This is a genomic window from Pseudomonas mandelii (assembly GCF_900106065.1).
Lineage (GTDB): Bacteria > Pseudomonadota > Gammaproteobacteria > Pseudomonadales > Pseudomonadaceae > Aquipseudomonas > Aquipseudomonas mandelii.
Genome location: NZ_LT629796.1, coordinates 5134007 through 5147231, shown reverse-complemented (window position 1 = coordinate 5147231; position 13225 = coordinate 5134007). Strand labels below are relative to the sequence as shown.

At 61.3% G+C, this 13225-nt stretch carries 13 protein-coding genes and 2 pseudogenes; 8 read left to right on the top strand and 7 right to left on the bottom strand.

From position 1 onward, the window contains the following. Positions 1-10 precede the first annotated feature (10 nt). Positions 11-676, top strand: coding sequence for a CoA transferase subunit B (locus BLU63_RS23930; RefSeq protein ID WP_010455523.1), 666 nt, complete (start codon positions 11-13; stop codon positions 674-676). A gap of 11 nt (positions 677-687) precedes the next feature. Continuing rightward, positions 688-1869: an acetyl-CoA C-acetyltransferase gene (locus BLU63_RS23925; RefSeq protein ID WP_083376409.1), complete on the top strand. Its 1182-nt coding sequence runs from the start codon at positions 688-690 to the stop codon at positions 1867-1869. Between the two features lie 404 nt (positions 1870-2273). Here BLU63_RS23925 and BLU63_RS23920 read toward each other — a convergent pair whose 3' ends face one another. From BLU63_RS23920 to BLU63_RS23910, 3 genes are all read right to left on the bottom strand, one after another. Then, positions 2274-3593, bottom strand: a complete 1320-nt coding sequence (locus tag BLU63_RS23920; RefSeq protein WP_077749086.1) for an Nramp family divalent metal transporter — start codon at positions 3591-3593, stop codon at positions 2274-2276. 77 nt (positions 3594-3670) lie between these two features. Further along, positions 3671-4195, bottom strand: a complete 525-nt coding sequence (locus tag BLU63_RS23915) for a DUF3833 domain-containing protein (RefSeq protein WP_010455527.1) — start codon at positions 4193-4195, stop codon at positions 3671-3673. Positions 4196-4205: 10 nt separating this feature from the next. Continuing rightward, positions 4206-4739: a chalcone isomerase family protein gene (locus tag BLU63_RS23910; protein WP_010455529.1), complete on the bottom strand. Its 534-nt coding sequence runs from the start codon at positions 4737-4739 to the stop codon at positions 4206-4208. Between the two features lie 164 nt (positions 4740-4903). Here BLU63_RS23910 and BLU63_RS23905 point away from each other — a divergent pair, with 164 nt between their 5' ends. From BLU63_RS23905 to BLU63_RS23890, 4 genes and pseudogenes are all read left to right on the top strand, one after another. After that, on the top strand, positions 4904-5698 hold the full coding sequence (locus BLU63_RS23905; RefSeq protein ID WP_083376408.1) for a hypothetical protein: 795 nt from the start codon (positions 4904-4906) through the stop codon (positions 5696-5698). 56 nt (positions 5699-5754) lie between these two features. After that, on the top strand, positions 5755-6678 hold the full coding sequence (gene yddG / locus BLU63_RS23900; RefSeq protein ID WP_083376407.1) for an aromatic amino acid exporter YddG: 924 nt from the start codon (positions 5755-5757) through the stop codon (positions 6676-6678). 36 nt (positions 6679-6714) lie between these two features. Continuing rightward, positions 6715-6903: pseudogene (locus BLU63_RS23895) on the top strand (glutathione S-transferase family protein); the annotation flags it as partial. Positions 6904-6994: 91 nt separating this feature from the next. Further along, positions 6995-7582, top strand: coding sequence for a DcrB/PsbP domain-containing protein (locus BLU63_RS23890; protein WP_010455538.1), 588 nt, complete (start codon positions 6995-6997; stop codon positions 7580-7582). Positions 7583-7585: 3 nt separating this feature from the next. Here BLU63_RS23890 and BLU63_RS23885 read toward each other — a convergent pair whose 3' ends face one another. The 3 genes from BLU63_RS23885 to BLU63_RS23875 all read right to left on the bottom strand — a co-directional run bounded on the left by BLU63_RS23885 (position 7586) and on the right by BLU63_RS23875 (position 10581). Beyond that, positions 7586-8302, bottom strand: a complete 717-nt coding sequence (locus BLU63_RS23885; protein ID WP_077749083.1) for an alpha/beta hydrolase — start codon at positions 8300-8302, stop codon at positions 7586-7588. Between the two features lie 184 nt (positions 8303-8486). Beyond that, a complete protein-coding gene (locus BLU63_RS23880) occupies positions 8487-9599 on the bottom strand; it encodes a succinylglutamate desuccinylase/aspartoacylase family protein (RefSeq protein ID WP_083376406.1) in 1113 nt (370 codons plus the stop codon). Positions 9600-9801: 202 nt separating this feature from the next. Beyond that, positions 9802-10581 (bottom strand): ABC transporter substrate-binding protein, encoded by a 780-nt coding sequence (locus BLU63_RS23875; RefSeq protein WP_077749081.1) that lies wholly within the window; start codon positions 10579-10581, stop codon positions 9802-9804. 245 nt (positions 10582-10826) lie between these two features. Here BLU63_RS23875 and BLU63_RS23870 point away from each other — a divergent pair. Beyond that, a pseudogene (locus tag BLU63_RS23870) lies at positions 10827-11472 on the top strand (type 1 glutamine amidotransferase). A gap of 190 nt (positions 11473-11662) precedes the next feature. Here the strand turns inward: BLU63_RS23870 and BLU63_RS23865 are convergent. Further along, on the bottom strand, positions 11663-12097 hold the full coding sequence (locus tag BLU63_RS23865; RefSeq protein WP_083376405.1) for a rhodanese-like domain-containing protein: 435 nt from the start codon (positions 12095-12097) through the stop codon (positions 11663-11665). 102 nt (positions 12098-12199) lie between these two features. On the opposite strand from BLU63_RS23865, the gene ftrA reads away from it, so the two are divergent. Continuing rightward, positions 12200-13174 carry a transcriptional regulator FtrA gene (gene ftrA, locus BLU63_RS23860; protein ID WP_010455550.1) on the top strand — a complete coding sequence of 325 codons (975 nt, stop codon included), beginning with the start codon at positions 12200-12202 and terminating at the stop codon, positions 13172-13174. Positions 13175-13225 lie beyond the last annotated feature (51 nt).

Here is a 13225-nt window from a genome sequence, read left to right as displayed (position 1 = left end):
AAAAATAACAATGGCACTTTCCCGCGAACAAATGGCTCAACGCGTCGCCCGCGAAATGCAGGACGGCTTTTACGTGAACCTGGGCATCGGCATTCCGACCCTCGTTGCCAACTACATCCCTGAAGGCATGGAAGTCATGCTGCAGTCGGAAAACGGCCTGCTCGGCATGGGCCCCTTTCCTACTGAAGAAACCATCGATGCCGACATGATCAACGCCGGCAAACAAACGGTGACCGCGCGTATCGGCGCGTCGATCTTTTCCTCGGCCGAGTCCTTCGCGATGATTCGCGGGGGTCATGTCGACCTGACCGTGCTGGGCGCCTTTGAAGTCGACGTGCAAGGCAACATCGCCTCGTGGATGATCCCCGGCAAACTGGTCAAGGGCATGGGCGGCGCCATGGACCTGGTGGCCGGCGCGGACAACATCATCGTCATCATGACCCACGCGTCCAAGGACGGTGAGTCCAAGCTTCTGTCCAAATGCAGCCTGCCGCTGACCGGCGCCGGGTGCATCAAGCGTGTGCTGACCGACCTGGCTTACCTTGAAATCGAAAATGGCGCGTTCATTCTCAAAGAACGTGCGCCGGGCGTCAGCGTCGAAGAGATTGTCGCCAAGACCGCCGGTAAACTGATCGTGCCGGATCACGTTCCGGAAATGCAGTTCGCTGCCCAGTGAGGAATTCTTCCATGCAAGACGTCGTTATTGTTGCCGCCACCCGAACCGCCATCGGCAGTTTCCAGGGCTCGCTGGCCAATGTGTCCGCCGTTGACCTCGGTGCCGCGGTGATCCGTCAGCTGCTGGCGCAAACCGGCCTGGACGTTGCTGAAGTCGATGAAGTGATCATGGGCCAGGTGTTGACCGCCGGTGCCGGGCAGAACCCGGCGCGCCAGTCCGCGATCAAGGCCGGCCTGCCGTTTACCGTGCCGGCGATGACCCTGAACAAGGTCTGCGGCTCGGGTTTGAAAGCCTTGCACCTGGCCACTCAGGCGATCCGCTGCGGCGACGCCGAGGTGATCATTGCCGGCGGCCAGGAAAACATGAGCCTGTCCAACTACGTCATGCCCGGAGCCCGCACTGGCCTGCGCATGGGGCACGCGCAAATCGTCGACACCATGATCAGCGACGGCCTGTGGGATGCGTTCAACGATTACCACATGGGCATCACCGCCGAGAACCTGGCGGACAAGTACAACCTGACCCGCGAGCAACAGGACGCCTTCGCCGCGGCCTCGCAGCAGAAAGCCACAGCTGCCATCGAAGCCGGGCGTTTTGTCGATGAGATCACACCGATCCTGATCCCGCAGCGCAAGGGCGATCCGCTGTCCTTTGCCACCGATGAACAACCGCGTGCCGGCACCACCGCTGAAGCGCTGGGCAAACTGAAACCGGCCTTCAAGAAGGACGGTTCGGTGACTGCCGGTAACGCCTCGTCCCTGAACGACGGTGCCGCCGCCGTGATCCTGATGAGCGCCGACAAAGCCAAGGCCCTGGGTCTTCCAGTGCTGGCGAAAATCGCCGCTTACGCCAACGCGGGCGTCGACCCGGCAATCATGGGCATCGGCCCGGTCTCGGCCACGCGCCGTTGCCTGAGCAAGGCTGGCTGGTCCATCGACCAATTGGACCTGGTCGAGGCCAACGAAGCCTTCGCCGCGCAATCCCTGGCGGTGGCCAAGGATCTGGAATGGGACTTGAACAAGGTCAACGTCAACGGCGGCGCCATCGCCCTCGGTCACCCGATCGGTGCGTCGGGCTGCCGGGTGCTGGTGACCCTGCTGCACGAAATGATCAAGCGCGACGCCAAGAAAGGCCTCGCCACCTTGTGCATTGGTGGTGGTCAGGGCGTGGCTTTGGCGATCGAACGGGCGTAAAGCGTTCAACAGACTGCGCGGGGACCCACGAAGAACCGCGCAGTCTGGTAACACCCCCGGTGTTCCTGCGTTGCAGGCTTTTGTGGCGAGGGAGCTTGCTCCCGCTGGGTTGCGAAGCAGCCCCAAAATCCCGGCAATTGTCGAAGATTTTGCGAGCGCTTCGCGCTCGATCGGGAGCAAGCTACCTCGCCACAGTCAGTATCTGTCTGGGCTGACAGTCATCAGAAGCACCGGGTTCTTTTTTGCCCCAGCCTTCAGGCAAATCTCACCAGGTTCAGCGTGGGCAACGGGCCGCCCGGAAAACCGCGTTATCGTTCATCGCGAGCAGGCTCGCTCCCACAGGGTTTTGTGTTCACCTCAGATCCACTGTGGGAGCGAGCCTGCTCGCGATGAGGCCGGCCCAGTCACCCCAAAAATTGCAAGATCAACCAGCTATTCGCCCCACTGATCACCCCAAACAACCCCCACGCCAACACCCGCGTCGGCCAGCGATTCACAAACGGTCCCATCAATTTGTGATCGTTGGTCATGCGAATCAGCGGGTACAACGCAAACGGCAACTGCAGACTCAACACCACCTGACTCAACACCAGCAACTTGCCGATCGCATTGTCACCCATCAGCCAGACGCCGATGAACGCCGGGATCAACGCCAGCCCCCGGGTAATCAGCCGTCGTTGCCAGCACGGGATCCGCAGGTTCAGATAACCCTCCATGATCACCTGCCCCGCGATGGTCCCGGTAAACGTCGAACTCTGCCCGGACGCCAGCAAGGCCACCCCGAACAACACACTGGCCAAGGCGCCGCCCACCAGCGGGTCGAGCAAGTGATAGGCGTCCTGGATGTCCACCACATCGGTATGCCCGCTCTGATGAAAGGCCGCCGCGGCGAGGATCAGGATCGCCGCATTGACCAGCAGCGCCAACGCCAGAGAGCCAATGGTATCGATCCGCGCCAGTTTGACCGCGTCCCGCTTGCTGGCCAGGTCCTTGCCGATCATTCGGGTCTGTACGATCGAGGTGTGCAGGTACAAGTTATGCGGCATCACCGTGGCCCCGAGGATGCCAATGGCCAGGTACAGCGGCGCGGCATCGCCAATGGCTGAAAGGGACGGCGTAAACCCACGGGCGACGTCCGGCCAGTACGGCTTGATCAGCAGCAACTCGACGAAGAAGCACACGCCGATGGTGCTCACCAGCACCAGCATGATCGCTTCCAGGCGGCGGAAACCACGGTTTTGCAGGGCCAGCACCAGCAGCGTGTCAAACGCGGTCAGCGCGATGCCGACAGTCAGCGAACAACCCAGGAGCAAGTGGAAGGCCAGCGCGCAACCGAGCACTTCCGCCAGATCGGTGGCGATGATCGAGATTTCCGCCAGCACCCATTGAGTCCGCGCGGTCCGTGTGCTGTAGCGCTCCCGGGACAGCTGCGCCAGATCGCGGCCGGTGGCGATGCCCAGGCGCGAACACAGACACTGCACCACCATCCCCGCCAGACTCGCCAGCAGCACCACGAACAACAGACTGTAACCAAAACGCGAACCGGCCTCGATGGCGGTCGCCCAGTTGCCCGGGTCCATGTAGCCGATGGACACCAGCAAGCCAGGACCGGCAAAGCGCAGCATGCGTTTGAAAAATGAAGCGTTGGGATCAACTGCAACGCTGCCCGCCACTTCCGGCGGGCAAAATGGCGCAGTGCCAACCTTGGGCAAACTGAATTTCACGGACACATCCGTCGACAGGTGGAAAAGCGCAGCTTAGACGTTTCAGCCCCTGCGCCCAAGGGGCAAATGCCCGGGTATCAGGCGCCGTGGCGGCGGAAGAACAAGGTCACCTGGCCCAATTCAACACCAAACTTGGTCATGGCGGAGCGATTGGCCATGGTGTTTTCGTCCAGCAAGTACATCCAGTCGTCGAAATGCACCTGGTAGACCTTGTCGTCCACCGGCAGGCTCAGTTCATAGCGCCAGTGCAGCGCGTTGCCGGCGACCTCACCGCGAGACTCGCCGACCACATCGCCGGCCGTACCGCGCCAACGGCCAGGGCCGTCCGGGTACAACGTCCAGACACGGGTCTGCTTCGTGCCGTCGCTGTAGGTAAAGGCTTCATGCATGATCAGGTTCTGACCGTCCATTCGGCTGTTGATCAGCACATGAAAGCGTTTGACCACCTCGCCCGAGCGCTTCTGGAACATTCCCCAGCCATCCACTCGGCCGACGAAGAACCCGGGTAGATCGAGCTTGGGGTTTTGCTCGCTGTAATGCTGCACATCGACGCTGCAACCCGCCAGGCAGACGCACAACACCAGCAGCAGATTTTTCAACATGTCATGCACCTCAAGGCTTGGCGCTGCCCAGCAACTGCTGGCGCAACTCCGGATTACGTGTACGTGGGTCGAGCCAGATATCGAAAAAGGCCCGGGCGAATTGCGGGTCTTTCACTTCGTGTTGCGGCTGCTGGCCGACAAAGAACCGCGCGCCCTGCCCCGGCAAATAAACGCCGGTAATGCGCATGCCGGCTTTTACGTCGACGAACGACTGTTGCATCTGCACCTTCCAGCGCTCGAGTTGCTCGGTGCTGACCGAGGCGCCGGACAACCGCTTGATTTCATCGACACTGGCCTGCACCAAATCATCGCGGGAAATGCTGCGCTGATAGATCAGCTCCAGGGCAAACGGCTGGTCTGGCGCCAAAGGCCGGGCCGCACTCCAGAGCCGAGCGTTGTAGACATCGAATCCGAACACCCGAAACTCGCCGGCGCCGATGATCTGCGCGCCGGGCAATGCCTCCTGCCAATTGGCCAAGGCCTGGGTGCATGACAATCCCAGCAACAACACACCGTGATACAGGCGCAACCGGAGTCTGTTCATCGCGTTTTTCTCACCATGGGCATCTGTTAAAAACCTATACGCAAAGCTACGTTTTGTACAATTATTTGAGTTGCAAGTTTTGTATACAAAACCCCCTCATTCCTAGAGCAATCCTGCGTCCGCAGTGCTAACGTTGGCGCCTCACTCAGGTCGGAGACGTGTGCGTGCTGATGCTCAAGCTGCTGGTGATTCCAGGCTTCCTCTTGTTGATTTCCCTGGCAGGCAAACGCTGGGGCCCCAGCGTGGCCGGTTGGCTGTCGGGATTGCCGGTGGTGGTCGGGCCGATTCTGTTCTTCCTTGCCATCGAACAAGGCCAGGTGTTCGCCGCTCAATCAGCGACGGCGGCGTTGTCGGCGATGTCCGCGATGATTGCCTTCTGCGTGACCTACGCCCAGGTCGCTCAACGGGCAGGATGGCCATGGGCGTTGACCATTTCACTGCTGGTCTGGTCCGCCGTGGCCGTGGTGCTCTCGCTGATACCCCCCTCGCTGATGTTCTCGGTGATCGCGGCCGCCACCGCGCTGCTGGCGGCGCCGTACCTGTTTCCCAGTGTGCAACCCATCGTTACAGGCCCGGCGCCGAAGTCCGACAGACTGCTGCTGCGCATGATGGCCGGCGCCCTGCTCACCCTCGCCGTGACCTTACTCGCCAGCACCGTCGGCGAAGGCTGGAGCGGTTTGCTCGCGGTGTTCCCGGTACTCGGCAGCGTGATGGCGGTGTTTTCCCAGCAAACCCGCGGCCCGGCGTTTACGGCAGCATTGCTGCGGGCGACGGCGACCGGCATGTATTCGTTCGCGGCGTTTTGCCTGGTGTTGGCGCTGGCGTTGCCCGACATGGGCATGAGCGCCTTTGCCCTCGGTGTTGTGGTGTCCGTGGGGATGTTGGGCATAACCAGGCGCTTGCTGGCGCGACCGATCAACTCGACGACCGAGACTGGACGATCAGCGATCAAACGCTAAGCTCCTTCACATCCAGAGGGCCAGGATGTCGCCCGCTACGTGCTGAAGGAACAGACATGAGTCTCGCATCGTCCCTCGTCCGTCCCCCCCACTCAGCCACCGCCGTTGGCGTGATCGCGATAGTTCTCTGGTCCTGCCTCGCGCTGTTGACCACCCTCACCGAAGGCATTCCGCCCTTTGAACTGCTGACACTGAGCTTCGGCATAGCGTTTGTGGCGAGCCTGGTGATTCTGGGTCGACGCGGGCTCGCCGGCTTCAGTAGCTGGCGACAGCCCTGGGCGGTATGGGTGACCGGGTTCGTGGGCATTTTCGTTTATCACGCGCTGTATTTTTTCGCGCTCAAAGTAGCCCCGGCGGCCGAAGCCAGTCTGATCAACTACCTGTGGCCGCTGTTGCTGGTGCTGCTCTCGGCGTTCTCGGCCGGGGAAAAGCTGCACAAGCGGCAAATGCTCGGCGCGCTGCTGGGGCTGGCCGGCACCGCGTTCATCATGCAACAACACGGCCCGGAGGCTGGCGCATCGATGCCCATCGCCGGTTATCTCGCGGCCTTCGGCTGTGCGGTGATCTGGGCCGGTTACTCGGTGATCAACCGACGGTTCAACAACGTGCCCAGCAGCATCATCGGCGGGATCTGCGGTATGTCGGCCGCGTCTGGTCTGATTTGCCATCTGGCCTTCGAAACCACGGTACTGCCTGATCCCGGCCAATGGACCGCGATTGTGGTGCTTGGCCTCGGGCCGGTCGGGCTGGCATTTCTTGCCTGGGACCACGCCACCAAACACGGCAGTCTGGCGACGCTGGGGGCGCTTTCCTATCTGGCACCGTTGATATCGACGTTATTGCTGCTTGCCGTGGGACGCAGCCAGGCCGGTCCGATCCTGATCGTGCCTGCCGTGTTGATCATCGCGGGGGCGGTGATCGCCACGTCGAGCGCAAGCGATAGAGCGCCCGCAACACGTTCAATTGTTCCGAACGAGTAAAGCTGCCTAACCCGATGAACGTTGCCCTGCTACTCGTCTGGCTACGCGCATTACATCCTCGGGGAGAACGGCCTGGCGGCCGACCCGAACGTCAAGCGTCTGTTCGATGAAATCAGCGCCCGCCCGGGCGCCCAGCGTGCGCAGGGTCTCAGGGAGAAATGGGTGCTCAAGGCCGAGTTCAACGAAGAAACCCGTCATAACCTGTTAGCGCAAAATCAGGCCTGAGACTGTGGTGAGGATGGTTTTCGGCAGCTGCTACAAATCGTGTTCCATGGGATGATTGCGGCGAATGCGCGATCATCCCTGGAGTTTCCGAATGTCATTGTTGAGTAAAAAAGCCGTTGTCCTGTTACTGACGGCGGCCGCCAGCCTGGGGGCGTTGAATGCCTCTGCCGCCAAGGCCACCGCCAGCGATAAAGCGCCAGCGCAAGTGGTCTCGATGCTCGGCGGCAAGTTCAAGTTCACCCTGCCCAAGGGCTTCATCGCCAACCCGCTCCCGGCCGGCGACGCGGCTACCGGTACAGCCGGGGCAACGGGCACCATGTACACCAACCAGACCACCAAAACCGTCGTAATCGCCGCTGAAAACACCATCCCCGGTGGCGCCAACGTCAAGGATAACGACGGTCCGTTCCTCGACTCCGCAGCGGCCGACTTCGCCTCAGAACAAGCCAAGGCGCTGCCGGACTTCACCAAACTCAGCGAAAAAAGCCTGACGCAGAAAGGCACCGGTCTGGGCTTGCGGCAGATCGACAGCACCGCCACCCAGGGCGGCGGCAAAACCCTCGACACCACAGTGATGGCCGCGTCCAACACGCGCATGGCGATCGTTCAGGTGATTTCCCGCCTCAGCGACAACGGCGGCCACGAGACGCTGGTCAAGCAGATCGTCAGCGGCAAATAAGCTTCAGGGGTTGAGGCGCTGCAACCAGGCGCTCAAATCCTGCATTTCGGTGGCACTGATGCTGTGACCGACACCGGGGTAGGCATGAAACTCAGGCTTGAGAGACAGGCTCTGTAACAGGTTGTTGGCCTCGGTGCCGTCGATGTACGGCAAGCGTTTGTCTGCCGTGCCATGACCGATGAAGATCGCCAGCTTCTGGCGTTTTTCATCCGGTTTGAGTTCGGATTTCAGCACCGGCAGAATCCGCCCGCTCAGCGCCGCAATCCCGCCGACGGCTTCGGGATGACGCAGCGCCACCTCGTAGGACATGATCGCGCCCTGGCTGAAACCCACAAGGAATACCTTGTCGGGTTCGGTGTGATACTTCTTCGCCGCCTGTGCAATGAAGTCCAGCAGCACCTGGCCGCTGGCCTTCAGATCATCGGTCTCACCGTTGTAGGCAGCGTTGCCCTTCTCGCGAAACCACTTGTAACTGCCCTCCTCCATCACCATCGGTGCCCGCACTGACAGGAAGGTGTATTGCGCAGGCAATTGATCCTTGATATCGAACAGGTCCTGCTCGTTACTGCCGTAACCGTGGAGGAAAATCACCAGGGGCTGGTGGCGGGACTCGGGATGCGCCTGCTCAAGATATTTGAGCGGCAGATCAGTGTGCAGCGGGGGTTCAGCGTGGACGGTGGCCGAGGCCAGCAGCGTCAGCAGAGCGAGAAACTTCAACATAAACCTTCCTTCACAAGTGCAGGATTCGGGGGGAGCCTAACACTGTGCGCACAGCAAGGGGATTTGTGGCGCTGTTGATGCCGTCTTCGCGAGCAGGCTCGCTCCCACAGTGGATGTGTGTCGCACATCAAACCTGTGGGAGCGAGCCTGCTCGCGAAGAGGCCTTTGGCAATGGCGACAACCCTCAGTCGTTAACCAGTTTCCCCACCCGAATCACCTCACGCCCCGCCACCTTCGCCTGCCACGTCCCCGGCTGCGTATACCGCCCGCGATCAATCGCAAACAACACACCGCTGGTCCCGGCGCGCACGGTTGTCACGCGGTCGCTCAGCGGATCAACCACCTCAAACAGCGCATCGCCCTTCTCCACCCACTCACCCGAATCACGCAGAAAACTGACCACCCCGTGATGCGGTGCAAACAGGTATTCGGTGCCCTCGAACGGCATGCCTTCACAGCACTCGCTGGGTGCCGCAGGCCAGGTGCCCGTGATGAAACCCTGCTCGGCGAGGAACCCCAGAATCGCCTCGCAATTGGCCTGGGCCTGATCGACTCGCGTATCGCCCATGCTGCCCAGTTCCAGCGTCGTCGCCAGATTGGCCGGGGGAATCGCCGCCTCGGGGAAGGCCCGCGCCAGGCGCAGCCACGGCGACGAACAGGACTCATCGAATGAACTGCCGCCGGAGTCTTCACAGAGCAACGCCACCCCGGCCTTAAGACGCGCGGCCAGGGATTGCCACTGCGGCCAGTGTTGTGGCAACGCATACAAATGAATGGCCGCATCGAAATCGCAATGCAGGTCCAGCGTGATGTCAGCCTCGCAGGCGTGCCGCAGCAGCAGGCGGTGCATGGCTTCCAGCTGCGAAGCCGGTGCCGGCAAGTCGTCGAGGACTTGGCCCATGGTCCGGCGAATCAGCGCGATGTTGGCCTGCGCATCTTGACCCAGCTGGTCGCCAATCAATGCGGCCACCGGGGTACTGAGTTCAACGAAGGCGCGGTTGAAGTTCTTGCCGCTGCCCAGCTCGAAGCGCCCCATATGGCTGCCTTGCAGGTGCTGGTCAAGACCGATCGGATTGGCCACCGGCACCAGCTCGATCACGCCCTGCAACTGGCCCCGGGTTTCGAGTTCCGCCAGGCGTTTCTTCAGCTCCCAGGCTGTGCGCATGCCGGGCAACTCGTCAGCGTGCAGGCTGGCCTGGATGTAAACCTTGCGAGGACCCGCGCCGTAACGAAACACGCTGAGGGTGCGTTCGGTGCCCAGGTGGCTCCAGGGCAGAGGATGGTCGATGCGTTGCATGGTCACTCCTGAATGGCTGAACGGCGAAAATCACCTGTGGGAGCGAGCCTGCTCGCGAAAGCGGTGTGTCAGTCAACATAAATGCAGCTGACCTACCGATTTCGCGAGCAGGCTCGCTCCCACAAGGGATTTCATTTCAACACAGAGAGGGCATAAAAAATGGCAACCGCGTCAACGGTTGCCACTTTTTTGAACGGCGTGATTACTGGCCGTAAACGTCAAAGTCGAAGTACTTGTCTTGCACTTGCTTGTACTTGCCGTTGGCGCGGATTTCGGTGATGGCGGTGTTGAATTTGTCGGCCAGCGCAGTATCGCCCTTGCGCACAGCGATACCGGCGCCGCCGCCGAAGTACTTGGCGTCTTCGTAGGTCGGGCCGACGAACGCGAAGCCTTTACCGGCGTCGGTTTTCAGGAAACCGTCGTCCAGGTTGACCGAGTCGGCCAGCAGCGCGTCTACGCGACCGGACACCATGTCCAGGTTGGCTTCCTGCTGGGAGCCGTAGCGAACCAGGTTGATACCGGCCGGAACCAGCACTTCGGTGGCGAAGCGGTCGTGGGTACTGGCGCGCAGCACACCCACTTTCTTGCCCTTGAGTTCGGTCAGCGGGTCCTTGATGTCGGTGCCTGCCTTCATCACGAAACGAGCCGGGGTGTGGTAGTACTTGATGGTGAAATCGACGTTCTTCTTACGATCGTCAGTGATGGTCATGGACGACAGGATCGCGTCGATTTTCTTCACTTTCAGTGCCGGGATCAGGCCATCGAATTCTTGCTCGACCCAGGTGCACTTCACTTTCATCTGCTCGCACAGCGCGTCGCCGATATCGACGTCGAAACCGGTGAGTTTACCGTCAGGGGTTTTCATCGAGAATGGCGGGTAACCGGCTTCGATACCGATGCGGATCGGCTTGGCGTCATCGGCCACGGCGGTCAGGGACAACATCGACAGTGCCAAGGCACCAAACATCACTAGCTTCTTCATTTATAACTCCTGTGTGCGGAGGCTTTTATTGGCAGCTTTCGAATGACTTTCGGTCGGTGAAGATCGAAGTGGCCGGCAGTCTAGAATGGCTTCTAATGGGCAAATTGTTTTTAAGCGACAAATACTTATAGAAACGTGGCTGCTCCATTCAAAGCCCTTGAAGCGTGCGCCAAGGCGGTGCAAGGACTGTAGGACAAGCCCTTTTTTCAGACAAAACCTACACGCAAAAACTACAGAGAGTACCGATGCCCACCTTGAATCTGATCCAGCACCACCCCGCCGAAGGTCCAGGCGCCATTGCCAATTGGGCAGCGTCCAGAGGGGTGACGCTGAACATCTTACGCGCCGACCTCGGCCAGTTACCGCCGGTTAGCGCGGCGCCCGTGATCGTGCTGGGCGGACCTTATGAATCCAACGCCGGGCCGGCGTGGCTGGAAGCAGAACGGCAGTGGCTGGCGGCAAGCCTGGATCAGGGCGCGGCGGTGTTTGCGATTTGTCTGGGGGCGCAGTTGCTGGCGCTGAGTCTGGGAGGAAACGTGCGGCGGATGGATCGGTCCGAAACCGGCTGGACCACCGTGACGTTCGTCGATGGCCGGACGCTGAAGGTGCTGGAGTGGCACGAAGACGCAATCGACTTGCCGCCTGATGCGCAAGTGCTGGCCAGCAGCGATCAATGTGAACAGCAGATGTATCGCGGGGGGCCGACGCGGGTGGGCTTGCAGTTTCATCCAGAGTGGAATGCGGAGTCGGTGGCGATGCTCAATGCGCACTTTGGAGAGGAGTCGCCGTTGCCTCGGGGGGCAACAGGACAGCGCCGCCCATGCAGCCGTGTTCGAATGGTTGCAGGCAACGCTGGATGGCTGGTGGGCAGCGTGCTCAAGCAGTCGCTGAACTAAGGATCGACGGGCTCCTGTGGCCAGTGAGCCTTTGTGGCAACGGAGCTTTTGTGGCGAGGGAGCTTGCTCCCGCTGGAGTGCGAAGCGCTCCCAAAAATCTTCGACAATTGCCAAGATTGCGGGGCTGCTGCGCCACCCAGCGGGGGCAAGCTCCCTCGCCACGATGGTTCAGCGGTGTCTGAATATCAGCATTCGCAACCGATAGCGGTGGTGGCAGGCCGCTGCACCGCAACACTCAGTTCCAACCCCTCATCCAGCCACCCGGTCACGCCGCCGATCATCTCCTTGACCGGGTAACCCAGCGCCGCCAGCTTCACCGCCGCCTTGTGCACACCGTTACAGTGCGGCCCGGCGCAATAGACCACAAACAAGGTGGACGTCGGGTAACCCGCCAGGCTCTCGGCGGTGAGCAGGCGTCCCGGAATGTTGATCGCGCCGGGCACATGCCCGCGTTCGAACGCCAACGGTCCGCGAACGTCCACCAGGACAAAATCCACATCGCCGGACTGCTGGCTGCCGTACACGTCGGAACAATCGGTTTCAAAGGTCAGACGGTTGCTGAAGTGCATCAGGGCAATGGCCGAAGGGGCTGCGGGAATGGCGCGGACCTGGCTGGTCATGGGCTGTACTCCAAAGTCTTGAGTGGGTATGAGAAGACTTTATCCGCCCGACGCTTGCGGCTACAGTGGCGCACAAGACACTTACCGGGAACTTTCCGCCAAATGCAACCGAACCCTGGATTGGTCGCGATTCTGGTCTACGACGGCCTCTGTACGTTCGAATTCGGCATCGCCGTGGAGATCTTCGGCCTGGCGCGGCCGGAGTTCGACTTCCCTTGGTATGAGCATCGTATCGTCGCCGTGGATCAGGGCCCGATGCGCGCCATGGGCGGGATTCAGGTGCTGGCCGATGGCGGCATGGAACTGCTCGAAGAGGCCCGCACGATCATCATTCCCGGCTGGCGCGATCGCAACGCGCCGGTACCGGAACACGTGCTCGCCGCCCTGCGCCAGGCGCATGCGCGGGGAGCGCGGTTGCTGTCGATCTGCTCCGGTGTGTTTGTGCTGGCGGCGACCGGCCTGCTGGACGGGCACGGCGCCACCACCCATTGGCGCTATGCCGCTGAGTTGGCCGAACGTTTTCCGAACATTCGGGTGGACCCGGATGTGCTCTATGTCGATTCCGGTCAATTGATCACCTCGGCGGGCAGCGCGGCGGGGATCGATGCGTGCCTGCACCTGGTGACGCGGGACTTAGGCACGCAGGTGGCCAACTCCGTGGCGCGGCGCCTGGTGATGTCGCCGCAACGCACCGGCGGTCAGGCGCAGTTTATTCCTACGCCCGTCAGCCCGACGCCGCGCAGCGATTTGTCCCGTGTCATGCAGTGGGCCCGGGAACGCTTGCACGAACCGCTGGAGGTTCGCGAACTGGCGAGCGAGGCGGCCATGAGTGAACGCACGTTCCTGCGTCGGTTTACCGAGGCCACCGGCATGCCGCCCAAGGCGTGGTTGCAGCATGAGCGGCTGGCGCGGGCGAAGGAGTTGCTGGAGAGCACCGGGCAAAACACCGACCAGATTGCCGCGCAGTGTGGGTATCGCTCGGTGGAAAGCTTTCGCGTGGCGTTTCGTGGGGTGGTGGGCGTGCCGCCGTCAGTGTATCGGGAGCGGTTTGGGCGTGGGGTCAAAGCCATTATTTGAGGTGCGGTTGAGGGCCTCTTCGCGGGCAAGCCTCGCTCCTACAGGTATTGC

Coding starts and splice junctions, on each gene's coding strand:
- BLU63_RS23875 (WP_077749081.1), bottom strand. CDS start 10,581: ATGAAGAAGCTAGTGATGTTTGGTGCCTTGGCACTGTCGATGTTGTCC.
- BLU63_RS23880 (WP_083376406.1), bottom strand. CDS start 9,599: ATGCAACGCATCGACCATCCTCTGCCCTGGAGCCACCTGGGCACCGAA.
- BLU63_RS23885 (WP_077749083.1), bottom strand. CDS start 8,302: ATGTTGAAGTTTCTCGCTCTGCTGACGCTGCTGGCCTCGGCCACCGTC.
- BLU63_RS23915 (WP_010455527.1), bottom strand. CDS start 4,195: ATGTTGAAAAATCTGCTGCTGGTGTTGTGCGTCTGCCTGGCGGGTTGC.
- ftrA (WP_010455550.1), top strand. CDS start 12,200: ATGCAACCGAACCCTGGATTGGTCGCGATTCTGGTCTACGACGGCCTC.
- BLU63_RS23910 (WP_010455529.1), bottom strand. CDS start 4,739: ATGAACAGACTCCGGTTGCGCCTGTATCACGGTGTGTTGTTGCTGGGA.
- BLU63_RS23865 (WP_083376405.1), bottom strand. CDS start 12,097: ATGACCAGCCAGGTCCGCGCCATTCCCGCAGCCCCTTCGGCCATTGCC.
- BLU63_RS23930 (WP_010455523.1), top strand. CDS start 11: ATGGCACTTTCCCGCGAACAAATGGCTCAACGCGTCGCCCGCGAAATG.
- yddG (WP_083376407.1), top strand. CDS start 5,755: ATGAGTCTCGCATCGTCCCTCGTCCGTCCCCCCCACTCAGCCACCGCC.
- BLU63_RS23925 (WP_083376409.1), top strand. CDS start 688: ATGCAAGACGTCGTTATTGTTGCCGCCACCCGAACCGCCATCGGCAGT.
- BLU63_RS23890 (WP_010455538.1), top strand. CDS start 6,995: ATGTCATTGTTGAGTAAAAAAGCCGTTGTCCTGTTACTGACGGCGGCC.